The organism is Acidovorax facilis (assembly GCF_050626955.1).
Lineage (GTDB): Bacteria > Pseudomonadota > Gammaproteobacteria > Burkholderiales > Burkholderiaceae_C > Acidovorax > Acidovorax facilis.
In genome coordinates this window covers 2,118,594-2,144,282 of the sequence record NZ_CP192460.1, presented here as the reverse complement: position 1 = coordinate 2,144,282, position 25,689 = coordinate 2,118,594, and the positions used below count along the sequence as shown (strand labels likewise).

Sequence of the window (25,689 nt, the reverse complement as noted above, 5' to 3'; positions counted from 1 at the left end):
AAGATCCGGAGATCAGGCGTTCTTGGCGAACTCTGCGTACGCAGGTTCGTCCATGAGCGCGTCGAATTGCATCATGTCGGTCACGTGGACCTTGAAGAACCAGCCAGCGCCCAGCGGGTCGCTGTTGGCCAGCGAGGGGTCGGCGCGCAGGGCTTCGTTCACCTCGACGATTTCGCCGGTGACGGGCATGTACACGTCGGCGGCGGCTTTGACGGACTCCACCACGCCGGCGACTTCACCCTGGTTGAAGGTCTTGCCGACTTCGGGCAGGTCCACAAACACCACATCGCCCAGCGCGTCCTGGGCGTGTACTGTGATGCCCACGGTGGCGGCTTCGTGGTCGGAGATGTCGATCCACTCGTGATCCTTGGAAAACTTGACGGTCATGGGGGCTCCAGAAAAAAGGGGAAAAACAAACAAAAGTGCCGATGCCAGCCAAGACTGTAGCCGGGCTGGCGCAGTTTCAGACGGTCAGCCGCGGTAGTAGCGCGCGGGGGTAAAGGGCATGGCACGCACTTCCATGGGCACGGCCTTGCCGCGCACGATGGCGTTCACCCGCGTGCCGATGGCGGCGAAGGCGGGTGTGACATAGCCCATGGCCACGGGTTCGTTCACCGTGGGGCCTAGCAGGCCGCTGGTCACTTCGCCAATCTTCTGGCCGTCTTCGCTCTGCAATTCGGTGTGTTCGCGCACGGGCACACGCTCCATCGCGACGAGGCCAACGCGCTTGCGCTGCAGGCTGGCGGGGTTGTCGATCTGCGCGAGCACCTTGTCTGCTCCGGGGAAACCCCCTGCGCGGGCGCCGCCCGTGCGACGCACCTTCTGGATGGCCCAGTTCAGCGCGGCTTCAGGCGGCGTGGTGGTGGTGTCGATGTCGTTGCCATACAGGCACAGGCCCGCTTCGAGCCGCAGCGAGTTGCGCGCACCCAGGCCGATGGGCTTGACTTCAGGCTGCGCGAGCAGTGCGCGGGCCAGGGTGTCGGCCTGCGCGGCGGGCACCGAGATTTCAAAACCGTCTTCGCCCGTGTAGCCGCTGCGGGTCACAAAACAGTCGCAGCCCGCAATGGAAAAATCGCCGCCCGTCATGAAAACCAGCTTTTCCACGCCGGGCGCCAGGCGCGCAAGTGCTGTGACGGCCTGCGGGCCCTGCAGCGCCAGCAGCGCGTGGTCGGGCATGGGGATCACATTGCAACTCTGGCCGATGCGCGCCTGGATATGGGCAATGTCGCCCACCTTGCAGGCACCGTTCACGATCACGAACAGCGTGGGCTTGCCATCCACCACGCCTTGGTTGAAAAACATCAGGTCGTCGATGACCGTGCCTTCGTCGGTGAGCAGCAGCCCGTAGCGCTGTTTGCCCACGGGCAGGTCGATCACGTCCACCGGCATCAGGGTTTCAAACGCCGCTGCGGCGTCAGGGCCGACCAGCTTGAGCTGGCCCATGTGCGAGACGTCAAACAAGCCCGCCGCGCTGCGCGTGTGCTGGTGTTCGGCCATCAGGCCAGCGGGGTATTGCACGGGCATGGAGTAGCCGGCGAACGGCACCATGCGGGCGCCCAGCTCGATGTGCAGGGCGTTCAGGGGCGTGGTGAGCAGGGGGGCGGTGGCTGACATGGCGGAACTCCGGGGCAAATGAGGGCCGCAGCCACAAGGTGGCCACGGGATTTGCCCTGCTGTCCGCTTTACCTGAGAGATTCACCGCAGCGCCCTGGCTGGCCGTGCGGTTTGCTCCTTCGGTGGATGGCCTCAACACGCGGTGCGGTGGGCCATCTCTCTCCAGCAAGGGAACGCCCACATCACTGCGGGCGGTTGTCAGTCCTTTTGCCTGAGCGTTCGGCTGCTGCCTGCGCCTTCGGCGGTGCGGTGGCCTGTGGGGCTTGGCACTCTCTCCTGACCGGGGGATTCTAACTACTTTGCGTAGACCAGATCGCGCAAACCCAGCGACAACTGCGGCACATAGGTCACCACCATCAGGCAGGCCATGATGACAAGCACAAACGGAATCAGGTGCCCGACGATGCGGTCAAGCGATATTCGCGCCACGGTGCAGGCTGCAAACAGGTTCACGCCAAACGGCGGCGTGATCATGCCCATGGCCAAGTTCACTACCATGATCAGGCCAAAGTGCACCGGGTCCACACCAAAGTGGATAGCCACGGGAGCCAGGATAGGCGCCAGAACGATGATGGCGGCACTGGTCTCGATGAACATGCCGATCACGAACAACGCCGCGTTCACCCCGAGCAGGAAGAGGGTGGGGGATTGCAGCACCGCCTCCAGCCAGCGGCCGATGGCATCCGGCACGCCAGCGCGGGTGATGAGGAAGGCGAACAGGCCCGCATTGGCAATGATGAACATGATCACTGCAGACGAGATGGCCGATTTGCGCAGGATGGCAAACAGGTCCTTGAGCCGGATCTCGCGGTATATCACCACCCCCACAATCAATGCGTAGAACACCGCCACGGCCGATGCTTCAGTGGGAGTGAATACGCCACCGTAGATGCCGCCAAGGATGATCACCGGCATCAGCAGCGCCCAGCCCGCCTGCAGCGTGGCCTTGCCAAGAGGCATGCGGCCGTCGCCGTCGTTCTTGCCCCAGCCCTTGTACTTGCAGTACGCCCAGACAAAAAGCATCAGCGCGCCACTGATCAGCAGCCCCGGGCCAAAGCCGGCGATGAACAGCTCGCCAATCGACACTTCGGCGCTCACGCCATACAGGATCATGGGGATGGAGGGCGGGATGATCACGCCCAGCTCGGCGCTGGTGGCCTGCAGGGATGCGGCGTAGCTCGTGGGGTAGCCATGCTTGATGAGCGCGGGGATCAGGATGGCGCCAATGGCAAATGTGGTGGCCACCGACGAGCCCGACACGGCCGCAAAGATCATGCAGGTCAGCACGCAGGTCATGGGCAGGCCACCCTGCACGCCGCCCACGATGCTCTTGGCAAACTCCACCAGGCGGCGGGATATGCCGCCCGTTTCCATCAGGTTGCCCGCGAGGATGAAGAACGGAATGGCGGCCAGCGGAAATTTGTTGATGGAGCCAAACATCTCCTTCACAGAGATCAGCATGTTGGCATTGGCTACCTGGATGCCCAGGATGGAGGCCAGGCCGATGGAAACGGCCACGGACACAGTGAGTGCAAAACACAGCACCATGGTGGTGATCATGACGGGCGTCATTGCGCGGTCTCCAGCTCAAGGCGTTGAGGGTCTAGCAGGTTGCCGACGATGCCAATGGCGCTGAACACGCCACCCACCGGCATGGCCACGTAGGCCCAGAACATGGAGACGGATTCGAGCCCCGCCATCGACTGCACGCCGCCGCGTTGGGCATAGTCCCAGCCCCACCACGCGATCACGCCAATCAGTGCCAGCGCCGCCACTGCCACGACATAGTCCAGCACCCGGCGCACGCGCGGGGGGCTCCAGCGGTACAGCACATCCACGCTGACCATCGCGCCCTGGCGGAACGCGCTTGGGATGGCCAGGAACACCATCCAGATCAGGCTGAAACGGATCAGCACTTCAGTCCACTCGGCGGGCTGCTCCAGCACAAAGCGGGTCACGATCTGGAACATGCCCAGCGATGCTGCAATGACCAGCATGGCGCACGCGCCGAGCAACGCTGCAAACGTGGCCCCGCGTTCAAACATCAGAAAAGCTTTTTTCATGGGGCGGACAACGCCATGGGTTCAGAAGATTCGGTGGAGAGAATCAGATTGAAGATAAAAAACGCCCGTAGCGCTTATTCTACGGGCGTTGTGTGCTACTAAAAATATAGTAGCTGATGCGCATGCAACTACTTGACGTCGCGGATCTTGTCCAGGGTGGCCTTGCCAAACTGTTTTTCAAACTCGGCGTTCACAGGCGCCAGCGCCGCCACAAACTTGGACTTGTCCGGATTGTCCACCACCGTCATGCCTTTGGCGCGCAGGTCGGCCACGCCCTTGGCGTCGTCTTCATCCACGCGTGCACGGTTGGCCTTGGTGCCTTCCTTGGCGGCGTCGATGAAGGCCTGCTTGTCGGCGGCCGAGAGCTTGTCGAACGAGGCCTTGTTCATCACGAAGATGGCAGGCGAATACACGTGGCCGGTCAGCGTCAGGTGCTTTTGCACCTGGTCGAACTTGGCCGAGATGATCACGGGCAGCGGGTTCTCCTGGCCGTCCACGGTGCCTTGCTGCAGGGCGGTGAACACTTCGGGGAAGGCCATGGGCGTGGTGATGATGCCGAAGCCCTTGTACGCGGCGATGTGCACGGGGTTTTCCATGGTGCGCATCTTCAGGCCCTTGAGGTCCTCGGGCGTGTTCACCGAGCGCTTGCTGTTCGTCATGTGGCGAAAGCCGTTCTCGGCCCAGGCCAGGGCCTTGAAGCCCTTGCTATCGAACTTGGTCAGCATCTCCTGGCCGATGGGGCCATCCAGCACCGCACGCGCATGGGCCTTGTCGCGGAACAGGAAGGGCACGTCAAAGATGCGCGCTTCGGGCACAAAGTTGGGCACTGGGCCGGTGGAGCTGAAGGCCAGCTCTTGCGTGCCCAGCTGCACGGCTTCAATCGATTCGCGCTCGCCACCCAGGGCGCCGTTGTAGAACGTCTGTACCTTGTAGCGGCCGGCCGTGCGCTTTTCGACTTCCTTGGCAAACGTGTCGATGGCAATCCCCTGGTGGGAATTCTGGGCTGTCGAGATGCTGATGCGCATGGTGGTCTGCGCGGCAGCGGTGGCCACAAAGCCGAGCGCAAGGCTCAGGCCGACGACGAGTTTGGTCAGTTGCATGCTGTCTCCTGTTAATGGTGGGCTGGGTTGGTGGGGATGCACGGTTGCTCCTTGCAGAGCGGACCCCAGCCTCTGCCAAATTATGGCGGTGCAGCATCGGCGCAGGCATCGGGGTTTGTGCTGGTAAGCGTGCTTATTAACTACCCACCAGGGCGCTAGCCAAGGCGCTTCTGTTGGCCATGGGCGACGCCAAAAAAATGCCAAGGGCCCCGTGCTGGCGGTAACCAGCCGGGGCCTTGTCAGTTTGTGCGCTCCGGTAAGAGCGCCTTGATGGAAGAAGTATGCGCGGGGCGGATGAGATGAATTTGCTGAATTCGCTTCAAATGGAGTCAATCGAAGAATAATTTTCTGTGTTGGCGAAGACTGGTGAATAATCCAGCCGATGGATCGACTGGATAGAAAAATTCTCGCTGTGCTGCAGGGCAACGCCCGCGCCAGCCTGCAAGAGATCGGGCAGGCCGTGGGCCTGAGCGCATCGCCCTGCTGGGGCCGCATCAAGAAGATGGAAGAGGCGGGTGTGATCCAGGGCTATACCGTGCGCATCAACCCGCAGTCGCTGGACCTGGCCGACACGGTGCTGGTGCAGGTCACGCTCGACAGCCATTCCGACAACACGCTCGAAAAATTTGGCGAAACACTCGCCAGCATTCCTGAGGTGATCGAGGCGCACCTGGTGTCGGGCGACTACGACTACCTGCTGCGCATCGTCGTGAAGGACACGCGCGACTACGAGCGCTTGCTGCGTGAGAAGCTCTACAAGATCAAAGGCATCCGGCACAGCCGCTCCAGCTTCGTGCTGCGCACGCTCAAGAAGGCCGATCTGCCCCTGTTTGTGGGGTGAGTTTGAATGAAATTGGACTCTAGCGCTTATCTGTAAAGCGCCAATAGCTATTGTTTTTATAGCATTTGCATCCGGTCGCAATTCCATTGCGCAGGCATCGAGGAAACCCGGCGATGCTCTGTTTTTGCGGTTCAAAGGCTGTGGAACACACGGATCAACGGCAGAATGGCCACGCCTTTCGGCGCTGGCTTGGGGGATGTTGCACCACCACGGTGCACCGCCCAAGAGCTTGCAACGTGCCAGCAAGGCCGGAGAACCACCACCATGAACCTGCGTTTTGTCGAAGCCTTTTACTGGGTGGCCTCCCTCAAGAGCGTGACGCGCGCAGCGGAAAAGCTCTTTCTGACGCAGTCGGCCATGTCAAGTCGCGTGGCGGCGCTGGAGGAAGAACTGGGCGTGCTGCTGCTGGACCGGCGCGACAAACATTTCAAGCTCACAGTGGCGGGCACGCGCTTTCTGACGTACGCCAAGCGGATGCTGGAGCTGCAGCGCCAGCTCAAGGCCGAGATGGGCTCGGGCGGCCCGCTGGAAGTGTCGATTCGACTGGGCGCCATTGAGTCGGTGCTCCACTCGTGGCTCATCCCCTGGGTGGAACAACTGCGCAAGGACAACCCGCTGCTGGAGCTGGAACTCACGGTCGAATCCACGCCGGTGCTGCTGGATCAGATCCGCCGGGGCACGCTGGATGCCGTGTTTGCGGCCTTGCCCGCATCGGCCGAAGGCATTCGCAGCCAGGCGCTGACGCCGATGGAGATGGTGTTCGTCGGCAACAGCAAGATCCACCGCAAGCGGCGCTATGCATCGGAAGACTTCGCTGGCACCGACATCCTGACCTTTCAGCGCGGTTCTCAGCCCCATGTGTACCTGCTGGACACGCTGCGCCAGGCGCAGGTGGAGCCGCGCTGCGTGCACACCATTTCCTCAATCTCTGCCATGGTGCAGCTGGTGCAGGGCGGTTTTGGCGTTGCCACGCTGCCGCGCCTGGCGGTGCAGAGGATGCTGGCATTCCCGGATCTTCGCGCACTCGCCTGCGACATCGCGTTGCGTCCGCTGCCCATTCACGTGAGCTACCGCGAAGACCCGTCTTCGCCCGCGATGGAGGCGATCGTGCGTTCGGCGCTCAGCTTCATCGAAGCGCAGCAACCCCCAGCGCCCAAGCCCCGCAAGGCCCGCGCCTGAGCGCGGGGACCACGCACGCTCCTTTTTCCGCTGCGCGCACTGCGGCTGCAGTGTCTGCGTTTACGGCGCAGCCCCGAGAACTTCGCATTGAAGCGACATGCGCAGTTCGGTGCGGCTGCGCTTGTGCAAATTCTCCTTTCGAGGACTCGGGTTAACCCTAAATAGAAGTCCAAGGGTTAACCCTGAGCACCAAATTGGTTTGCTTCGCCCCAATGAAGTGCATCGAAAAAATCGATGAGCTAAGAGAAATTTTTTGAATTTGCCAGCGCAGTTACACCCCAACACAATCCGTCCAACGTCATGCAATTGACTTTTCTCAATGCAAGGAAATACGGTGGACTTAGCTCAAGAAAATTCGCTCGCGGTGTTTGGCCCTGAGGGCACCAGCAATCCGAACCACGTCCGCGACACCATCCGCAAGGGCCTGTGGACATCGCACACCAGCGGTCTCGCAGACGGCCATGTGCAAGGCAACGTGGTCATCCTGCCCGAGGTGCTTGCCAGTGACTTTCTGCGGTTCTGCCAGCGCAATCCCAAGCCGTGCCCCGTGCTGGCGGTCAGCGAGCCCGGCCAGTTCACCCTGCCTTCGCTGGGCAAGGACATCGACATCCGCAGTGATGTGCCGCTGTACCGCATCTGGCGCCACGGTGAAATGTCGGAGGAGGTGGCGGACATTGCCAGCCTCTGGCGGCCGGACCTGGTCACCTTCATCCTGGGCTGTTCGTTTTCGTTCGAGTCCGCATTGATCGAGGCAGGCATCCGCCTGCGCCACATCGACGAAGGCAAGAACGTGGCCATGTTCCGCACCAACGTGCAAACCGAGCCAGCCGGCCCTTTTGGCGGTGCCATGGTGGTGACCATGCGTCCCATGCCTGCAGCGGATGTGATCCGTGCGGTGCAGGTCACCTCGCGTTTCCCCAATGTGCATGGAGCGCCTGTGCACATCGGTGACCCGGCCCTGATCGGCATCGCCGATCTGGCCCATCCCGACTACGGCGACGCCGTAGCGCTGATGCCGGGCGAAATCCCTGTTTTCTGGGCCTGCGGCGTCACCCCGCAGTCGGCCATCTTGAATGCCCAACCCGCGTTCTGCATCACGCATGCACCGGGCTGCATGCTGGTCACCGACCTTCTCAACCACCAGCTCGCCAGTTTCTGATCCGCTTTCAACAAGGAGTTCCACCATGAAGAAAATCACAATTTGTTTGTCCGCAGTCCTCAGCGTCTGCGCCGCCCAGGCCCAGATCAAGTGGGACCTGCCCACGGGCTATGGCGCCAACAGCTTCCAGACGCAGAACGTGCAGCAGTTCGCCAACGAGGTGGATCAGCTCACGGGTGGCAAGCTCAAGATCGTGTTGCACCCCGGTGGCTCGCTGTACAAGGCCAACGAAATCAAGCGTGCGGTGCAAACTGGCCAGGTGCCCTCGGCCGAGTTCATTCTCTCGGGCGCATCCAACGAGAACCCGCTGTTTGGTGTGGACTCGATTCCGTTCCTGGCCACGAGCTATGCCGATTCCAAGCGCCTGTATCTGGCCGCCAGGCCTGCCCAGGAGAAGCTGCTCGCGTCCCAAGGCGTGAAAGTGCTGTTCAGCGTGCCATGGCCCGGCCAGTCGCTCTACTCGCTCAAGCCCGTGAGTACGCCCGCGGACTTTGCAGGCACCAAGATGCGGGCCTACAACCCCGCCACCACGCGCATTGCGCAACTGCTCAAGGCGCAACCGGTGACGATCCAGCTGTCGGAGCTGGGCCAGGCCCTGGCTACCAACACCGTGCAGAACTTCCTGACGTCCAGCGCCAGCGGTGTGGAATCCAAGCTGTATGAGCAGGTGAAGCACTTCTATCCCGTCAGCGCATGGCTTCCGCGCAATGCCACCGTGGTGAACCAGAAGGCGTTCGATGCCCTCGACAAGCCTTTGCAGGACGCCGTGCTGAAGGCAGCGGCAGCCGCCGAAGAGCGCGGCTGGGCCACAAGCGAGCGAGTGGACAAGGAGTTCATCAAAGAGCTGGGCGCCAAAGGCATGACCGTGGCCGAGCCCAGCGACAGCATCAAGAAGGAACTGGCAAGCATTGGCGAGTCCATGACGGCCGATTGGATCAAGTCTGCCGGACCTGAGGGGCAGGCCATCATCGACGCCTACCGCAAGAAGTAATCGTCGTTTTCCGGGCCCCCGCAGTGGGGCCGGGGTAGCACAGGCGCATGCTGCCCAGTTCTTTCGTCGCCACTCCCCCTCATTTTTTTCAAGCGTTACCGGAGTACGCCATGGACAAACTCGTCCGAAATTTCTACAGGCTGCTGATGTTGCTGTCCGGCCTGTCCATGCTGGCTGCGTTCGCCGCAGTCACGCTGGGCGTGTTTGCCCGCGAGGTCATTCACGTCAACATCGACGGTCTCGACGCGTATGCAGGCTACGCCATCGCCGCAGCGCTGTTCTTTGCATTGCCCGGCACATTGCAAAACGGAGACCACATCCGGGTGACCCTGTTGCTCGACCGGCTGCCGTCACGCTGGCGCGGCGCCTTTGAATGGTTCTGCCTGTCCAGTGCACTGGTGCTCACGGCCTATATCGCCTGCTACGCAGTGCGCTCGGTGTGGATTTCCTACGTCACGCACGACATTTCGCCTGCGGCCGATGCTTCGCCGCTGTGGATTCCCCAGATCAGCATGGCCATGGGCTGCATCGGCTTTGCGCTGTCGTTTGCCCATGCGCTCATCCTGCGCTTTCAGGGCGTGGCCTTCATGGCCGTGTCTGAATCGGCCCGTTCCGAGTAGCCCCCGCAGGAGAAATCAACATGGACGTCATCATTGCCTTTGGCCTGATCGTGGTGCTCTTTGCAGTGCTCGGTTCGGGTTTGTGGATCGGCCTGTCACTGCTTGCGGTGGCGCTGGTCGGTATGGAGCTTTTTACCAGCCGCCCCGTGGGCGACAGCATGATGCTGACTATCTGGGGGTCTACCTCCAGCTGGACGCTCACGGCTTTGCCGCTATTCCTCTGGATGGGCGAGATACTGTTTCGCAGCAAGCTGTCGAGCAGCATGTTCAAAGGCCTGGCGCCCTGGCTGGACCGTCTGCCCGGCCGCCTGTTGCACGTGAACGTGGTGGGCTGCACCATCTTCGCTGCCATCTCGGGCTCATCGGCGGCCACTTGCGCGACCATCGGCAAGATCACGCTGCCCGAACTCAAGCAGCGTGGCTATCCCGAAGACATCTCGGTGGGCACACTGGCTGGCGCAGGCACGCTGGGCCTGCTGATCCCGCCGTCGATCATCATGATCGTCTATGGCGTGGCGGCCAATGTGTCGATCTCCAAGCTGTTTCTGGCCGGCGTGATTCCAGGCCTGCTGCTGGCAGCACTGTTCATGGGCTACATCGTCGTGTGGGCCTTGTTCAACAAGGACAAGGTGCCAGCGCCCGATGCCCGCCTGAGCTTTGTGCAGAAGCTCTATGCGTCGCGCCACCTGATCCCTGTGGTGTCGCTCATCGTGGTGGTGCTGGGCGCCATCTACAGCGGTATTGCCACCGCCACCGAGGCCGCGGCGCTGGGTGTGGGCGGGTCGCTGATCCTGGCGAAGATCGAGGGATCACTCGATTGGGCGCGCTTCAAGGACGGGCTGGTCGCTGCCTGCCGCGTGTACTGCATGATTGGCCTCATCCTGGCGGGCGCCGCGTTCCTCACACTGGCCATGGGCTTCATCGGCCTGCCACGCCACTTGGCCGAGTTCATCGGCGCCCTGCACCTGTCGCCCTTTGCGCTGATGCTGCTGCTCATCATGTTTTTCATCCTGCTGGGCTGCTTCCTGGATGGCATCTCCATGGTGGTGCTGACCATCGCGGTGCTGCTGCCCACGGTGGAAGCTGCAGGCTTTGACCTGGTGTGGTTCGGCATCTTCATCGTGTTGGTGGTGGAGATGGCGCAGATCACGCCGCCGGTGGGGTTCAACCTCTTTGTGCTGCAGGGCATGACGCGCCGCGAAGTTACCTGGATCGCCCGCACTGCGCTGCCTTTGTTCGCATTGATGATCGTTGCGGTCATCCTGACGTATTTCGTGCCCGACGTCGTGCTCTGGCTGCCACGCCAGATGCAGGGCTGACCCCGCAGCACCTCTCGCCGAAAAATCCGTACAGGAGCTCACCATGAAGACCATCGTGTTGTTGGCCGCGCTTGCCGTGGCCCCGGTGCTGCACGCCCAAACCCAGTGGAAGCTGGCCACGGGCTACCGGGCGGAGTCGTTCCACACGCGCAATATCGTCCAGTTTGCGCAGGACGTGGAGCGTGCTTCAGCCGGTGCATTGCGCATTGAAGTGCATGCCAACAACGCCTTGTTCAAACTGGCTGAGATTCCTCAGGCGGTGCAGGACGGCAAGGCCCAGGCGGGCGAAACCATCATGACGAGCCTGGTGCGCGAGATCCCCATGGCAGGTGGCGATTCCGTGCCTTTTGTGGTCCGCAGCTATGCCGACGCACGGCGCATGTGGGATGTGCAGCGACCGTTGATCGAAGTGCACATGGCGCGCAAGGGGCTCAAAGCCTTGTACGCCGTGCCGTGGCCTCCGCAGGGGCTGTTCACCACGGTCCCGGTGCGTTCGTCGGTGGATTTCAAGGGCACCCGCATGCGCACTTACAACCCGGGCACGGTGCGCATTGCCGAGCTGCTGGGCGCCACGCCCGTGGATGTGCCCATGGTCGAGGTCAACCAGGCCCTGGCGGCCGGAAAGCTGGATTCGATGATCACATCGGCCCTGACCGGGGTGGAAAACCAGGTCTGGGGCCAGATCAAGCAGTACTACGGTATCAACGCCTGGTTCCCCAAGAACATCGTCTTTGTGAACCAGCAGGCGTTTGACGCACTGCCCGCCCCGGTGCGCCAGGCAGTGAGCCAGGCTGCAGCAGACGCCGAAAAACGGGGCTGGGCGATGAGCGCCGCCGTGGCCGAGGAGTCGGTGATCGAACTGCAGCGCAAAGGCATCAAGGTCGAGCCCCCCACCGCGGTGCTGGACTCCGAACTCAAACGCCTGGGCGAACGGTTTTCCCGCGAATGGGTGCGGTCCGTGGGGAGCGAGGCCAACCAGCTCTTCATCCCGTACTACACGCAGCGCTAGGCCATTGCATTGTTGGCATCACCAAGGAATCACCATGCAAACCCCTTCCGACACCATCGAGATGTATCTGCTGGCCAAGGATGGCAACCGGCCTCACCTGATCGAGCGGGCCTTTGCCGGCGGCGCGCTGCTGCGCATGGATGTGCGGCAGGGCGACATGGACTTTCCGCCGGTGGCCCACGGCCGCGACGCCATTGCCGAAACCCTGGTACGCCGCTTTGGCCGCACTTATGAAAACGTGTACAGCTTCTGTCTGGCCGATCCTCCCGATCCTGGGTGTGCGGAGTTTCACTGCCTCTGGCTCGTGGCCATGACCGAAAAAGACAGCCGCGCGGTGCGCCTGGGTTGCGGCCAGTACCACTGGCGCTTTGCACCGGGCTCGCGCCTGGCGCAGGAGCTGAGCATTGTTGTGGACAGCATGCAGACCCTGCCGCCCTCGGACATCCATGTCGTGATGCCCTGGATCTCTGCACTGAGCCGCCCCTGGTGCGGAGCGGACAAGGCCATGGTCACAGCGCCCTCCATTCCTTCTGTGCGCGCGGTGCTGGAGGCACTGGCTCGCGCGCCGCGCTCCCCGGCCCGCTCCCCTCTGGCCCTGGCGGCCTGAGCGAGCACCGAACCCTTTCATTTCACTTTGCAAACCATCACACCATGACACAACTTGCACCCACCACCCACATTCCCCGCTGGCAGTTCTGGATTGACCGTGGGGGCACATTCACCGACATCGTGGCCAAGCGGCCCGATGGCTCGCTGACCACCCACAAGCTGCTGTCCGAAAACCCCGAGCAGTACAAGGACGCCGCCGTGGCGGGCATCCGCCACCTGCTGGGTTTGAAGCCTGGCGAGCCCGTCACACCCGCGCTGGTGGAGTGCGTGAAGATGGGCACCACCGTGGCCACCAACGCATTGCTGGAGCGCAAGGGCGAGCCCACGCTGCTGGTGACCACGCGCGGCTTTCGCGACGCGCTGCGTATTGCCTACCAGAACCGCCCCCGCTTGTTCGATCGCCACATCCAGTTGCCCGAGCTTTTGTACACCGAGGTGATCGAAGCGTGCGAACGGGTGGGCGCCCATGGCGATGTGCTGCAGGCACTGGACGAGCCCAGCTTGCGCGGCGACCTGCTGGCCGCCTACGGACGTGGTCTGCGCAGCGTGGCCATTGTGTTCATGCACGGCTACCGCTACACCCAGCATGAACAGGCGGCTCAGCGCATCGCCAAAGAGGTGGGCTTCACGCAGATCAGCACCTCGCACGAAACCAGCCCGATGATGAAGTTCGTGAGCCGGGGCGACACCACCGTGGTGGATGCTTACCTCTCACCCATCCTGCGCCTCTATGTGGAGCAGGTCGCCAGCGAGATGCCGGGCGTCAAGCTGTTCTTCATGCAGTCTTCGGGGGGCCTCACCGATGCGGGTACCTTCCAGGGCAAGGATGCGATTCTGTCGGGGCCCGCAGGTGGCATCGTAGGCATGGCGCGCACGGCGGGCCTGGCCGGGCATGAAAAGGTCATCGGCTTTGACATGGGCGGAACGTCCACGGATGTAAGTCACTACGCCGGTGCGTTCGAGCGCGAGTTCGAAACCCACGTCGCCGGTGTGCGCATGCGCGCCCCCATGATGAGCATCCACACGGTGGCGGCTGGCGGCGGCTCGGTGCTGGCCTACGACGGTGCCCGCTTCCGAGTGGGCCCCGAAAGCGCAGGCGCCAACCCAGGTCCGGTGAGCTACCGCCGGGGCGGCCCGCTGGCCGTGACCGATGCCAACGTGATGGTGGGCAAGGTGCAGCCGCGTTACTTCCCCAGCGTGTTTGGCCCCGCCGCCAACGAAACACTGGACGCCGATGCGGTGCGTGCCCGCTTTGAAGAAATTGCTGTGCAGACCCAGCGCAAGCCCGAAGAAGTGGCCGAAGGCTTCATCCAGATTGCTGTGCAGCAGATGGCCAACGCCATCAAGAAGATCAGCGTGGCACGCGGCTACGACGTGACACGCTACACGCTGCAGTGTTTTGGTGGCGCGGGCGGCCAGCATGCTTGCCTGGTGGCCGATGCCTTGGGCATGTCGCGTGTGTTTGTGCACCCGCTGGCGGGCGTGCTCAGTGCTTATGGCATGGGTCTGGCGGACCAGACGGTGATCCGCGAACAGGCGGTGGAGATGCCGCTGGCCGCCGCATCGCTGCCGCTGATTGCGGAACGCCTGGACGCACTGGGCTCTGCGGCCCAGGCCGAGCTGGAGCGCCAGCAGGTCAGCGCCAACCCGGTGCAGGTGCGCCACAACGTGCACGTGCGCTACGAAGGCACCGATTCGGCCCTGGTGGTGCCGTTTGGCGACATGGCCAGCATCCAGGCCGCTTTCGAATCTGCCTATCGCCAGCGTTTTGCCTTCCTGATGGTAGGCAAGGGTCTGGTGGTGGAGGCCGTATCGGTCGAGGCCATGATTGCGGGGGATGCCCCCGCAGAGCCGCGCCTTCCCGTGCATCCGCACCGCAAGCACCCACAGCGCGAGACGGTGAAGATGTACTCGGGCAGCGCATGGCACGATGCCGCCTTGGTGGTGCGCGAGGACCTGCACCCTGGCGACGTGATCCCAGGCCCGGCCATCATTGCCGAGAAGAACACCACCACCGTGGTGGAGCCCGGCTGGTCTGCGCGCCTCACGGACCTGGATCACCTGGTGCTGGACCGCGTCACCGCGCGCAAGGTGCAGTACGCCGCAGGCACCACGGTAGACCCAGTGCTGCTGGAGGTGTTCAACAACCTGTTCATGAACATCGCTGAGCAGATGGGGTTGCAGCTGCAGAACACGGCCTACTCGGTCAACATCAAGGAGCGCCTGGACTTCAGCTGTGCGCTCTTCGATGCCACGGGCAACCTGATCGCCAACGCGCCGCACATGCCCGTGCACCTGGGTTCCATGGGTGAGAGCATCAAGACCGTGATCCGCGAGAACGCGGGGAAGATGCACCCGGGCGATGTGTACATGCTCAACGACCCGTACCATGGCGGCACCCATCTGCCCGATGTGACGGTGATCACCCCGGTGTATGTGGCCGAGGGCAAGGAGCCCACGTTTTATGTGGGGAGCCGGGGCCACCATGCCGACATCGGCGGCACCACGCCGGGCTCGATGCCACCGTTCTCCACGCGCATCGACGAAGAGGGTGTGCAGATCAACAACGTGAAGCTGGTGGACCGTGGCATCTTTCTGGAAGAAGAGGTGCGCAGCCTGCTGACGACGGGTGGCGGCACCACGCCATACCCCAGCCGAAATCCCCAGCAGAACCTGGCCGATCTGCGCGCGCAAATCGCTGCCAACGAGAAGGGCGTGCAGGAACTCTCGAAGATGGTGGGGCAGTTTGGCCTGGATGTCGTGCAGGCCTACATGCGCCATGTGCAGGACAACGCTGAAGAGTCGGTGCGCCGCGTGATCACGCAGCTCAAAGACGGGCAGTTCACCCTGAAGCTGGACAATGGCGCGCAGATCAGCGTGTCGGTCAAGGTCAATGTGGCCGAGCGCAGCGCGGTGATCGACTTTGCAGGCACCAGTGCGCAGCAGACCAACAACTTCAACGCCCCGCGTGCTGTGTGCATGGCGGCGGTGCTGTATGTGTTCCGCACGCTGGTCGACGATGACATTCCGCTCAATGCCGGGTGTTTGAAACCCCTGCAGGTCATCATCCCGCAGGGCTCCATGCTCAACCCCAACCCGCCGGCCTCGGTGGTGGCCGGCAATGTGGAGACCTCCACCTGCATCACCAATGCGCTGTTCGGCGCTTTGGGCGTGATGGCGGGCAGCCAGCCCACCATGAACAACTTCACCTTTGGCAATGCGCAGTACCAGTACTACGAAACCATTGCCGGCGGCAGCGGTGCCGGTGCGGTGTTCGATGCATCGGGCCGCACGGTGCGCGGGTTTGACGGCACCAGCGTGGTCCAGACGCACATGACCAATTCGCGCCTGACCGACCCCGAGGTGCTGGAGTTCCGCTTCCCCGTGGTGCTCGACAGCTACGAGATCCAGCGCGGGTCTGGCGGGGCAGGCCGCTGGGCGGGTGGTGATGGTGGCGTGCGGCGCGTGCGCTTTCTGGAGGCGATGACGGCCAGCATTTTGTCCAACGGGCGCCTGATTCCCGCCTTTGGCATGGCAGGCGGCCAGCCCGGCCGACCCGGTGCCAACCGCGTGCTGCGTGCCAATGGCCAGGTGGAAGAGCTGGGCCATATCGGCGCGGCGCTGATGGAGCCTGGCGATGTGTTCGAGATCGCTACCCCCGGCGGTGGCGGCTTTGGCGAATGTGTCACGTCGTGACGTGATGGGCAGCTGACCCCAGTGGGGCATGTGCTGTGTGCGATGTACCTGCGGGGACACACTGGGCACAGCGCTTGCCACCACTGGTTTCCACCCCCCGCATGGTGCGGGAAATGAACCAGGAGAACGCTCATGAACTACTTGCCAGCCACTTCCGGGGCGCTTGGCGGCGCCACTTTCTCCGCCGCACCTGTACACGCGGATTTCAGCCGTGCCACAACAGACTCTGCCGCCCAGAGCCCAGAGCCTGCGCGGCGCAGCCGCACCCTGAGCGTGGGGCAGAAGCTGGCGGCCAGCTTTGGCATTCTGGGCTTCGCGGTGGCCTTGCTCGGCGCCACCACCTGGCTCACGGGCCAGGACACCAGCCGCCAGGCTACGCTGCTGACTGCAGAGCAGCTGCCCATTGAGCGCACGGTGCGGGACTGGAAAACGCAGTCTGTCTATATCGGCCAGATTGCATTGCGTGCCACGTTGTCGTCCGACGTGTTCCCGCTGGTGGCTGAGATGCGCAGCCAAATCGCCGCCGAAGACGCGATGCGCAAGCGCATTGAAGAAGCGATGGCCAAGGCGTCCTCCAGCGAGAGCGCCGGGCCGCTGTGGACCGAAGCCCAGGAGCAACGCCAGAAATATGCAGTGTTGCGGGATGCGCTGGTGCAAAACGCCCTCGAAGCCAAGATCATCAGCCAGAAGGAGTTGCAGGAGCACGCTGCTGCCTTGAACCAGTACCTGCGGTCCATTGACCAGTTGCTCGCAGCCTCCGAGCAGTCATCCCTGAAAGCGGGTGACAGCATGATTACCGACGCGTCCCGTGCGCAATGGGTCAGTGCTGTGGCGGTGCTGGTGGTGGTGGCGCTGTCGGCGCTGTTTGGCTGGCTGCTGCGGCGCTCCATCGTGCTGCCGCTGCGCCAGGCCTGCGAGGCGGCCGACCTGGTGGCGCGGGGCGACCTGACGGTGCGCATGCAAACCCAGCGCACCGACGAGATTGGCCAGCTGCTCACGGCGCTGGACAAGATGGTCGAGTCGCTGCACTACGTGGTGACCGAGGTGCGTGACTCGGGCGAATCCATCCATGTGGCCAGCTCGGAGGTGGCAGCGGGCAACACTGACCTGAGCATGCGCACCGAGCATGCCGCCAGCAACCTGCAGCAGACGGCGGCCAGCATTGCGCAGCTGGCGCAGATGGTGGCCGCCAATGCCGACAGCACGCGCCAGGCCAATGCCCTGGCGCTGAACGCCACCGAAGTGGCCAGCAAAGGCGGCGAAGTGGTCAGCCAGGTGGTCAAGACCATGGAAGAGATCAACGCCAGCAGCAAGAAGATCGCCGACATCGTTGGCATCATTGATGGCATTGCGTTCCAGACGAATATCCTGGCACTGAACGCCGCCGTGGAGGCCGCCCGCGCGGGCGAACAGGGGCGCGGCTTTGCCGTGGTGGCCAGCGAAGTGCGGGGCCTCGCAGGGCGCAGTGCCAATGCGGCGCGCGAGATCAAGGCGCTGATCTCCACCAGCGTGGACAAGGTGAGTGACGGCGCCCGGCTGGTGGTCACCGCAGGTTCCACCATGGGCGACATCGTGCAGAGCGTGGAGCGGGTGACCACGCTGATGTCCGAGATCAACGAGGCCAGCAGCGAGCAGAGCACACAGATCGGCCAAGTGAGCCAGGCGGTGGACCAACTCGACCACATGACGCAGCAGAACGCCGCGCTGGTGGAGCAGGGCGCCGCAGCGGCCCAGAGTCTCAAGGACCAGGCCAACCGGCTGGCCGGTGCGATGGGGCAGTTTCAGCTCACACGCGCAGCCGCGTGACGAGTATTGCGCCGCAGATTGGGCTGATTTCCATAAAAAAGGGCCTGCAGCGCAGGCCCTTCAAGCACAAGGTGCTATGAATTTTGATGGTGCTTACATGCCCGCGTAGTTCGGGCCACCGCCGCCCTCCGGCGTGACCCACACGATGTTCTGAGTGGGGTCCTTGATGTCGCAGGTCTTGCAGTGCACGCAGTTCTGCGCATTGATCTGCAGACGCTGGGCATCACCGCCTTTGGTGGTGTCGGGCACGAACTCGTAAACGCCCGCCGGGCAATAGCGCGCCTCGGGGCCCGCGTACTTGGCCAGGTTGATGTTGACCGGCACGCTCGCGTCCTTGAGCGTCAGGTGGGCGGGCTGGTTCTCTTCATGGTTGGTGTTGCTGATGAACACGCTGGAGAGGCGGTCGAACGTGAGCTTGCCATCGGGCTTGGGGTAGATGATGGGTTTGCACTCGGCCGCAGGCTTGAGGTACGCGTGGTCGGGCTTGTCGCGGTGCAACGTCCAGGGGATGTGGCCGCGCAGCACAAATTGTTCGAAACCGTTCATCAGCGTGGCCGTGGTCAGGCCGTACTTGAACCAGTTCTTGAAGTTGCGGTCCTTGTTCAGTTCGGTGTGCAGCCAGCTCTTTTCAAAGGCTTCTGGGTAGGCTGTCAGCTCGTCGTGCTGGCGGCCAGCCACCACGGCGTCGTAGGCGGCTTCAGCGGCCAGCATGCCAGTCTTGATGGCGGCGTGGCTGCCCTTGATGCGGCCCACGTTCAGGTAGCCCGCATTGCAGCCCACCAGTGCGCCACCCGGGAACACGGTCTTGGGCAGGGCGTTGATGCCGCTGGCGTTGATCGCGCGCGCGCCGTACGACAGGCGCTTGGCCGTGATTTCGCCTTTTTCGTTTTCGAAGTAATAGCGGACGTTCGGGTGCGTCTTCCAGCGCTGGAATTCTTCGAAGGGGCTGAGGTAGGGGTTCTGGTAGCCCAGGCCGGTCACAAAGCCCACGGCCACCTTGTTGCCCTCCAGGTGGTACAGGAAGGCGCCGCCGTAGGTGTCGTTCTCCATGGGCCAGCCAGCGGTGTGCATCACAAAGCCGGGCTGGTGCTTCTTGGGGTCGATTTCCCAGAGTTCCTTCACGCCAATGCCAAAGCTCTGCGGGTCGCGGTCCTTGTCGAGGTGGAACTTGGCAATCAGCTGCTTGCCGAGGTGGCCGCGTGCGCCTTCGGCAAACACGGTGTATTTACCCAGCAGCTCCATACCGAGCTGGAAGTTTTCGGTGGGCTCGCCGTCCTTGCCGATGCCCAGATTGCCCGTGGCCACACCCTTGACGGAGCCGTTATCGTTGTAGAGGACCTCTGCGGCGGTAAAGCCGGGGAAGATTTCCACGCCCAGGGCCTCTGCCTGCTCGCCCAGCCACTTGGTCAGGTTGCCCAGGCTGATGATGTAGTTGCCGTGGTTCTGCGCAAAGGGCGGCAGGAACATGTTGGGCACGCGAAAGCCCGATTTTTCAGACAGGAAGATGTAGGCGTCGTCGGTGACGGGCTGGTTCAGGGGCGCGCCGCGCTTTTTCCAGTCGGGGATCAGCTCGGAGAGGGCCTTGGGATCCATGATGGCGCCCGACAGGATGTGCGCACCGGGCTCGGAGCCTTTTTCGAGCACCACGACCGAGACGTCCTGGCCTTTTTCGGCCGCCAGTTGCTTCAGGCGGATCGCAGTGGCAAGGCCGCCAGGGCCACCGCCAACGACCACCACGTCGTATTCCATGGATTCACGGGGGCCGTATTGGGCGAGGATTTCTTCGTTGGTCATGGGCTTCTCGTCGGGCGTTTGATAATGGATTATTTTCTACAGAGCGCCGGCCGCGCCCTGTCTGTCTGGCGACTGATTGTATTCACGGAATATGGACAATCGAACGACCGTTCTATTTTGATCAGTAGGGAGACTCTAAATGGCATACAGCATCGACTTGTCCGGCCGCGTGGCCTTCATCACGGGCGCCTCCAGCGGCCTGGGCGCTCAGTTTGCCCGCACGTTGGCCCGCGCGGGCGCAGGCGTCGTGCTGGCCAGCCGCCGCGTGGAAAAGCTCAAGGAGCTGCGCGCGCGCATCGAAGGCGAGGGCGGTGATGCCCATGTGATCGAACTCGATGTGACCGACCACGACTCCATCAAGTCCGCCGTGGCCCATGCCGAGACCGAAATGGGCTCCATCGACATTCTGGTGAACAACTCGGGCGTGAGCACCACGCAGCGCATCCAGGACGTGACGCCCGAGGACTACGACTTCATCTTCGACACCAACGTGAAGGGCGCCTTCTTTGTGGCGCAAGAGGTGGGTAAGCGCATGCTGGCCCGCTCGCGCGGCGCGGCGCCGGGCAGCTTCACGGGCGGGCGCATCATCAACATTGCCTCGATGGCGGGCCTCAAGGTGTTGCCGCAGATCGGCGCCTATTGCATGAGCAAGGCCGCCGTGGTGCAGATGACCAAGGCCATGGCCATCGAATGGGGCAGGTTCGGCATCAACGTGAATGCGATCTGCCCGGGCTACATCGACACGGAAATCAATCACCACCACTGGCAGACCGAGCAGGGCAAGAAGCTCATCGACATGCTGCCCCGCAAGCGCGTGGGCAACGCGCAAGACCTGGATGCGCTGCTGGTGATGCTGGCCAGCGACCAGAGCCATTTCATCAATGGTGCGGTGATTGCGGCTGACGACGGCTTTGGGGTCTGATCCCTCGGGTGTGCGAAGCCATGAAGATTGAAATCCCGGAAGTCAAGAAGCTGGTTTTTGAAATGCGCTTCCCCGTGCGCTGGGGCGACATGGACGCGATGGGCCATGTCAATAACACGGTGTATTTCAGATACCTGGAGACGGCCCGCATTGAGTGGATGGTGTCCGTGGGCTGCAACCCCGATCCGCGCGGTCAGGGGCCGGTCATCGTCAATGCGTTCTGCAATTTCTACAAGCAGCTCGAATACCCGGCTGACGTGCTGCTCAAGCTCTACGTGAGCGACCCGGGCCGCACCACGTTTGAGACCTGGGGCACGATGGAGCGCGTGGACCAGCCCGGCGTGATTTGCGCGGCAGGTGGCGCCACCACCATCTGGGTGGACTTCCCGCAGCAGAAGGCAGCGCCCTTGCCGGACTGGATGCGGGCGCTGGTCTCTGCGGATAGAATTTGAATGAAATTGGGCTCTAGCGCTTATTGGGCAAGCGCTAGCAGCTATTAGATTGATAGTAAATGCGCCAGGGCACTTACTTCTGCTTGGGCACCCGTCCCATCAAGTAAAACTCTGGGTTGGGCTGCATGCCCGCAAAGCTGGCCATGCGGTTGCTCAGGCCAAAGAATGCAGTGATGGCCGCGATGTCCCAGATGTCCTCGTCGTCAAAACCATGGGCGTGCAGGGCCACAAAGTCGGCATCCTCGACTTCGTGTGCGTCAAGGCAGACCTTCATCGCAAAGTCGAGCATGGCGCGCTGGCGCGGGCTGATGTCGGCCTTGCGGTGGTTCACCGCCACCTGGTCGGCCACAAACGGTTTCTTTTCGTAGATGCGCAGGATCGCGCCGTGGGCCACCACGCAATACAGACATTGGTTGGCCGCACTGGTGGCGGTCACGATCATCTCGCGCTCGCCCTTGGTCAGGCTGCCTTCCTCTTTCAGCATCAGTGCATCGTGGTAGGCAAAGAACGCTCGCCACTCGGCCGGGCGGCGTGCAAAGGCCAGGAACACGTTGGGGATGAAGCCCGCCTTCTCCTGCACTTCCACGATGCGTGCGCGGATGTCTTCGGGCAGGGTGTTCAGGTCGGGAAAAGGGTAGCGGCTCACGGCGGTCTCCTGGGGTTGTTGTGGTGGATGCCGCAAGTATCACGGATGCCTCAAGGGTGCCAGTGGGTCGCCCGCACCGGACTCTGGGCGGGCGCGGCCGAATTGCCCGCCAGCGCATACGACAACTGGGTGGCCGCAGCCATCACTGTCTGCGCCAGCGCTTCGAGCTTTTCGGCGGGCAGGCGCGAGGCCGGGCCCGAAATGCACACCGAGCCCATCAGCCGCCACTGCATGCCAAACACGGGCGCCGACACAGTGGCCACGCCCTGTTCGCGCTCGCCAATCGACCAGTGGTAGCCCTTTCTGCGGATCTCTTCGTAGGCCTTGCCCGGCTCGCCCGAAAACGCCAGGATCACGCGGCCCGGCGAGCCTTTGTCCAGCGGCAGGCCTTCGCCCATGCGTGCGTGGTGGCGCAGCGCCTGCGGGCCTTCCACACGCACAAGGCAGGTCCGCACATTGCCTTCGCGCACATAAAACGCGGCGCTTTCGCCCGTGGCAAGGGTCAGCTCGCGCAGCGCGGGCTCCAGCACGTTCTGCACGTCAAAACCGGCCTGGTAGCGTGCGCCCAGCCAGCCTGCCGCCGGGCCCAGGCGCCAGTCGCCATCCTCGCGCTGCACCATGAAACCCGACTGCGCCAGCGTGCGCGCGAGGCGCAGCACCGTGGTCTTGTGCAGGCCGCAGCGGCGGCTCAGCTCGGCCAGGGGCAGGCTGGATTCGCCCAGTGCAAAGGCTTCCAGCACCTGCAGGGCACGTGTGACGGCGATGACACCACCGGGTTCTGCATCTGCCGGAGCCATGGGACGGGGCGCGGGGGCGAGGGGTTGGGAGGGCTTGGCGGGGTGGTTGCTCATGGCGCAATTCGTTTCATGGTACGCAACTGCATTGTATGGGTTGAAACGTCTGCGTACAGTCGCACCCACGGCGCCGGACCAGAACACGTATCACAACAAAGGCCCTGCAGACCGGCATGACGAACCACCACAACGGAGACAAATTCATGACCGCCTTCACTTCGCTTTCGCGCTCTCTGTGCGCTGCCTTCCTGGGCTTTGCGGCCGCAGCCGCACCCACCGGGGCCGCTCTGGCGCAGGGCGCTTACCCCAGCAAACCCATCCGCCTCATCGTGCCGTTCCCGCCCGGCGGCGGCACCGACATGATTGCGCGCACCGTGGCGCAAAAGCTCACGGACCAGAACAAGTGGAACGTGATCGTGGACAACCGCCCCGGCGCGGGCGGCAACCTGGGGGTGGACGCCGCCGCCAAGTCACCCGCCGACGGCTACACGCTCGTCATTGGCCAGACCAGCAACCTGGCCATCAACCCCACGCTGTACCCCAAGCTGCCGTACGACCCGCTCAAGGACCTGGTGCCCGTGGCGCTCGTCTCGTCCTCGCCCATCGTCATGGCTGCGCCCATCAACTCACCCTTCAAGAGCTACGCCGATGTGGTGGCGGCCGCCAAGGGCAAACCCGATGCGCTGACGCTGGGCTATTCGGGCAACGGCACCGTGGCCCACCTGGCCGGTGAGCTGGCTGAAAACGCCGCCGACATCAAGCTGCGCCACATCCCCTACAAAGGCGCGGCCCAGGCCATGACGGACCTGGTGGGCGGGCAGATCGACCTGTACATGTCCTCCGTGCCTACGCTGCTGGGCCAGGTGCGCAACGGCAAGCTCAAGGTCATTGCCATCACCTCGGCCAAGCGCTCGCCGCAACTGCCGGATGTGCCCACGCTGGCCGAGTCGGGCTACAAGGGCTTCGAGGCCGTGACCTGGTTCGGCATCCTGGCCCCTGCCGGTACGCCCACACCCATCCTGGCGCAGCTCAACAAGGCCATCAACGCGGCCCTGCAGCAGCCCGATGTGGCCGACAAGCTGCGCTCCGAAGGCGGCGATGTGCTGGGCGGCACCGCCGAGCAGTTCAGCGCGCTGCTCAAAGCCGAAGTGCCGCGCTGGGCCAAGATCGTCAAGGACTCGGGCGCCAGCCTGGACTGACGGGCTCACGCTGGGGGGCAGTTTGTCCCGCGTATCTGCCCGCCCCACTTCTTCACCTTCGCATTTCGTCTGCACTTCGCCAGCCGCTGAGTCCGGGGCTGGTTGCGCTGCGGCATGGGCGCCTTGCACGCGCATCCCAGTCAGCCGCGCACATTCGCTCCTCAGCATCTCCGCGTTCTTTCCAAGGATTCCCCATGAGCCAACTCCCTGAAATCATCCGCACCATCGACCGCGTGAGCGCCGACGTAGTACAAAAAGCCGCCACCTACCAGGCCGCCATCCTGGCCGACGTGGCAGGCCGCCGCGGCACCATGCATGGCCGCGTGGCGCCCGTGCACCAGTCCATGAAGGTGGCAGGCCCTGCCTTCACCGTGGAAGTGCGCCCCGGCGACAACCTCATGATCCACGCCGCCATTGCCCTGGCCCAGCCCGGTGACGTGCTCGTGATCGACGGCAAGGGCGACCAGACGGCGGCGCTGATGGGCACGCTGATGCTCAGCGCTTGCAAGAAGCGCGGCCTGGCGGGCGTGATCGTGGACGCCGCCATCCGCGACAAGCTGGAAATTCTGGAGCTGGACTTCCCCGTGTTCAGCGCGGGCTTCAACCCCGCAGGGCCCACCAAGTACGTGCCCGGCCGCATCAACCACCCCATCTGCGCCGGTGGTGCCGTGGTGAACGCGGGTGACCTGGTCGTGGGCGACGCCGATGGTGTGGTGGTGATTGAGCGCGAAAAAGCCCCCGCCATGCTGGCCCTGGCCGACAAGAAGGTGGCCGACGAAGCCGCCCGCATCGAAGCCATTGCACGCGGCGACACCGCATCGAAATGGCTGCCTGCCGCGCTGCGCGCTGCGGGCGTGCTGAAGGAAGGGGAGTCGCTGTGAGCCAAACCATCATCGTCACCGGCGCCGATCTGGCGCAGCAAGCCCTGGACCTGCTCACGGGCTACGACATCGTCTACGCAGGCAAGACGCCGACCGAAGAGGACATGGTGGCCCTGTGCGGTGCGCACAACCCCGTGGCCATCATCGTGCGCTACGGCAAGGTGGGTGCTGCGGTGATGGACGCGGCCCCGGCGCTCAAGGTCATCTCCAAGCACGGCAGTGGCACCGACACCATCGACAAGGTGGCGGCCAAGGCCCGGGGCATTGAGGTGGTGGCCGCCGTAGGCGCCAACGCTGCGGCCGTGGCCGAGCAGGCGCTGGCGCTGCTGCTGGCCTGCGCCAAATCGGTGGTGCAGCTCGATGCGCGCATGCACTCGGGCCACTGGGACAAGGCCACACACAAAAGCCTGGAGCTGGGTGGCCGCACCGTGGGCCTGGTGGGCCTGGGCGCCATCGGCCTGCGGTTTGCCAAGATGGCCGACGCCCTGGGCATGCGCGTGATCGGCTTTGACCCGTTTGCGAAGAACCTGCCGGACTATGTGCAGAGTGTGTGCCTGGAGACGATCTGGCGCGAAGCCGATGCCGTGTCTCTGCACTGCCCGCTGACCGACGAGAACCGGGGCATGCTGAACGCCACCACGCTGGCGCAGTGCAAGCGCGGCGTGATCGTGGTGAACACGGCGCGTGGCGGCCTGATCGACGAGGCCGCGCTGCTGGCGGCCGTGCGCTCGGGCCAGGTGATGGCGGCGGGGCTGGACAGCTTCGCGGTCGAGCCGATGACGGCGGGCCATCCCTTCCAGGGCGAGAAGCACTTCATCCTCAGCCCCCACATCGGCGGCGTGACCAGTGACGCCTACGTGAACATGGGCGTGGGCGCGGCGCAGAACCTGCTGGCCGTGCTGGCCCGGGTGCCTGGCGCAGCGATGGCTACGGCCTGACGCCAGCCCCCTTCCTGAAAGCAAAGAGAAAAAAGGCACGGGGCAGGGCGCCCCGGC

23 protein-coding genes and 2 riboswitches are annotated in these 25,689 nt (G+C 63.6%); of the genes, 15 read left to right on the top strand and 8 right to left on the bottom strand.

Translation table 11 applies throughout. The features are described from left to right. Positions 1-12 precede the first annotated feature (12 nt). The 5 genes from gcvH to ACQ4MJ_RS09635 form a co-directional block, all read right to left on the bottom strand. Positions 13-387, bottom strand: a complete 375-nt coding sequence (gene gcvH / locus ACQ4MJ_RS09655) for a glycine cleavage system protein GcvH (protein ID WP_431152857.1) — start codon at positions 385-387, stop codon at positions 13-15. Between the two features lie 84 nt (positions 388-471). Beyond that, complete coding sequence (gcvT, locus tag ACQ4MJ_RS09650; RefSeq protein WP_431152858.1) at positions 472-1,614, bottom strand: glycine cleavage system aminomethyltransferase GcvT; 1,143 nt, start codon at positions 1,612-1,614, stop codon at positions 472-474. Between the two features lie 49 nt (positions 1,615-1,663). After that, positions 1,664-1,790: riboswitch (glycine riboswitch) on the bottom strand. A gap of 21 nt (positions 1,791-1,811) precedes the next feature. Next, a riboswitch (glycine riboswitch) is annotated at positions 1,812-1,895 on the bottom strand. Positions 1,896-1,908: 13 nt separating this feature from the next. Beyond that, the gene (locus ACQ4MJ_RS09645; protein WP_055397398.1) at positions 1,909-3,186 is read right to left on the bottom strand and encodes a TRAP transporter large permease; all 1,278 of its coding nucleotides are present in this window, start codon (positions 3,184-3,186) and stop codon (positions 1,909-1,911) included. After that, positions 3,183-3,677, bottom strand: coding sequence for a TRAP transporter small permease (locus tag ACQ4MJ_RS09640; RefSeq protein ID WP_431152859.1), 495 nt, complete (start codon positions 3,675-3,677; stop codon positions 3,183-3,185). The genes ACQ4MJ_RS09645 and ACQ4MJ_RS09640 overlap by 4 nt, the downstream gene beginning before the upstream one ends. Before the next feature lie 128 nt (positions 3,678-3,805). After that, positions 3,806-4,777 (bottom strand): TRAP transporter substrate-binding protein, encoded by a 972-nt coding sequence (locus ACQ4MJ_RS09635; RefSeq protein ID WP_121419952.1) that lies wholly within the window; start codon positions 4,775-4,777, stop codon positions 3,806-3,808. A gap of 382 nt (positions 4,778-5,159) precedes the next feature. On the opposite strand from ACQ4MJ_RS09635, the gene ACQ4MJ_RS09630 reads away from it, so the two are divergent. The 10 genes from ACQ4MJ_RS09630 to ACQ4MJ_RS09585 all read left to right on the top strand — a co-directional run bounded on the left by ACQ4MJ_RS09630 (position 5,160) and on the right by ACQ4MJ_RS09585 (position 18,006). Continuing rightward, entirely contained in the window at positions 5,160-5,618 is a 459-nt protein-coding gene (locus ACQ4MJ_RS09630; protein ID WP_010458688.1) for an Lrp/AsnC family transcriptional regulator, read from the top strand. Between the two features lie 264 nt (positions 5,619-5,882). Further along, positions 5,883-6,797, top strand: coding sequence for a LysR family transcriptional regulator (locus ACQ4MJ_RS09625; RefSeq protein WP_121419953.1), 915 nt, complete (start codon positions 5,883-5,885; stop codon positions 6,795-6,797). A gap of 319 nt (positions 6,798-7,116) precedes the next feature. Beyond that, positions 7,117-7,956, top strand: coding sequence for a putative hydro-lyase (locus tag ACQ4MJ_RS09620; protein WP_255577604.1), 840 nt, complete (start codon positions 7,117-7,119; stop codon positions 7,954-7,956). 25 nt (positions 7,957-7,981) lie between these two features. Next, positions 7,982-8,947: a TRAP transporter substrate-binding protein gene (locus ACQ4MJ_RS09615; RefSeq protein ID WP_431152860.1), complete on the top strand. Its 966-nt coding sequence runs from the start codon at positions 7,982-7,984 to the stop codon at positions 8,945-8,947. A 110-nt stretch (positions 8,948-9,057) separates the two neighbouring features. Further along, a complete protein-coding gene (locus ACQ4MJ_RS09610; protein ID WP_055402379.1) occupies positions 9,058-9,567 on the top strand; it encodes a TRAP transporter small permease in 510 nt (169 codons plus the stop codon). 20 nt (positions 9,568-9,587) lie between these two features. After that, entirely contained in the window at positions 9,588-10,886 is a 1,299-nt protein-coding gene (locus ACQ4MJ_RS09605; protein ID WP_121506566.1) for a TRAP transporter large permease, read from the top strand. Positions 10,887-10,929: 43 nt separating this feature from the next. Next, positions 10,930-11,895, top strand: coding sequence for a TRAP transporter substrate-binding protein (locus tag ACQ4MJ_RS09600; protein ID WP_055402383.1), 966 nt, complete (start codon positions 10,930-10,932; stop codon positions 11,893-11,895). A 34-nt stretch (positions 11,896-11,929) separates the two neighbouring features. Next, the gene (locus tag ACQ4MJ_RS09595; protein WP_431152861.1) at positions 11,930-12,502 is read left to right on the top strand and encodes a hypothetical protein; all 573 of its coding nucleotides are present in this window, start codon (positions 11,930-11,932) and stop codon (positions 12,500-12,502) included. A gap of 44 nt (positions 12,503-12,546) precedes the next feature. Further along, positions 12,547-16,200 carry a hydantoinase B/oxoprolinase family protein gene (locus ACQ4MJ_RS09590; RefSeq protein WP_431152862.1) on the top strand — a complete coding sequence of 1,218 codons (3,654 nt, stop codon included), beginning with the start codon at positions 12,547-12,549 and terminating at the stop codon, positions 16,198-16,200. A gap of 132 nt (positions 16,201-16,332) precedes the next feature. Continuing rightward, positions 16,333-18,006, top strand: coding sequence for a methyl-accepting chemotaxis protein (locus ACQ4MJ_RS09585; protein WP_431152863.1), 1,674 nt, complete (start codon positions 16,333-16,335; stop codon positions 18,004-18,006). Positions 18,007-18,099: 93 nt separating this feature from the next. On the opposite strand, the gene ACQ4MJ_RS09580 is transcribed toward ACQ4MJ_RS09585, so the two are convergent. Continuing rightward, positions 18,100-19,800: an electron transfer flavoprotein-ubiquinone oxidoreductase gene (locus ACQ4MJ_RS09580; RefSeq protein WP_431152864.1), complete on the bottom strand. Its 1,701-nt coding sequence runs from the start codon at positions 19,798-19,800 to the stop codon at positions 18,100-18,102. Between the two features lie 139 nt (positions 19,801-19,939). Between ACQ4MJ_RS09580 and ACQ4MJ_RS09575 the strand changes: the two genes are divergently transcribed. Together ACQ4MJ_RS09575 and ACQ4MJ_RS09570 are read left to right on the top strand one after the other, a co-directional pair. Beyond that, on the top strand, positions 19,940-20,722 hold the full coding sequence (locus ACQ4MJ_RS09575) for an SDR family oxidoreductase (protein WP_055402392.1): 783 nt from the start codon (positions 19,940-19,942) through the stop codon (positions 20,720-20,722). A 20-nt stretch (positions 20,723-20,742) separates the two neighbouring features. Further along, a complete protein-coding gene (locus ACQ4MJ_RS09570; RefSeq protein WP_431152866.1) occupies positions 20,743-21,174 on the top strand; it encodes an acyl-CoA thioesterase in 432 nt (143 codons plus the stop codon). A 73-nt stretch (positions 21,175-21,247) separates the two neighbouring features. Here the strand turns inward: ACQ4MJ_RS09570 and ACQ4MJ_RS09565 are convergent, their stop codons facing one another. Beyond that, entirely contained in the window at positions 21,248-21,820 is a 573-nt protein-coding gene (locus tag ACQ4MJ_RS09565) for a peroxidase-related enzyme (protein WP_142146413.1), read from the bottom strand. Positions 21,821-21,870: 50 nt separating this feature from the next. After that, positions 21,871-22,617 (bottom strand): IclR family transcriptional regulator, encoded by a 747-nt coding sequence (locus tag ACQ4MJ_RS09560; RefSeq protein ID WP_431153089.1) that lies wholly within the window; start codon positions 22,615-22,617, stop codon positions 21,871-21,873. A 200-nt stretch (positions 22,618-22,817) separates the two neighbouring features. Here ACQ4MJ_RS09560 and ACQ4MJ_RS09555 point away from each other — a divergent pair, with 200 nt between their 5' ends. The 3 genes from ACQ4MJ_RS09555 (at position 22,818) to ACQ4MJ_RS09545 (ending at position 25,632) form a co-directional block, all read left to right on the top strand. Then, positions 22,818-23,813, top strand: a complete 996-nt coding sequence (locus tag ACQ4MJ_RS09555; protein ID WP_431152867.1) for a tripartite tricarboxylate transporter substrate binding protein — start codon at positions 22,818-22,820, stop codon at positions 23,811-23,813. A gap of 194 nt (positions 23,814-24,007) precedes the next feature. Continuing rightward, positions 24,008-24,694, top strand: a complete 687-nt coding sequence (locus ACQ4MJ_RS09550; protein ID WP_176885822.1) for an RraA family protein — start codon at positions 24,008-24,010, stop codon at positions 24,692-24,694. Then, positions 24,691-25,632, top strand: coding sequence for an NAD(P)-dependent oxidoreductase (locus ACQ4MJ_RS09545; RefSeq protein WP_431152868.1), 942 nt, complete (start codon positions 24,691-24,693; stop codon positions 25,630-25,632). Before ACQ4MJ_RS09550 ends, ACQ4MJ_RS09545 begins: the two co-directional genes overlap by 4 nt. Positions 25,633-25,689: the final 57 nt, after the last annotated feature.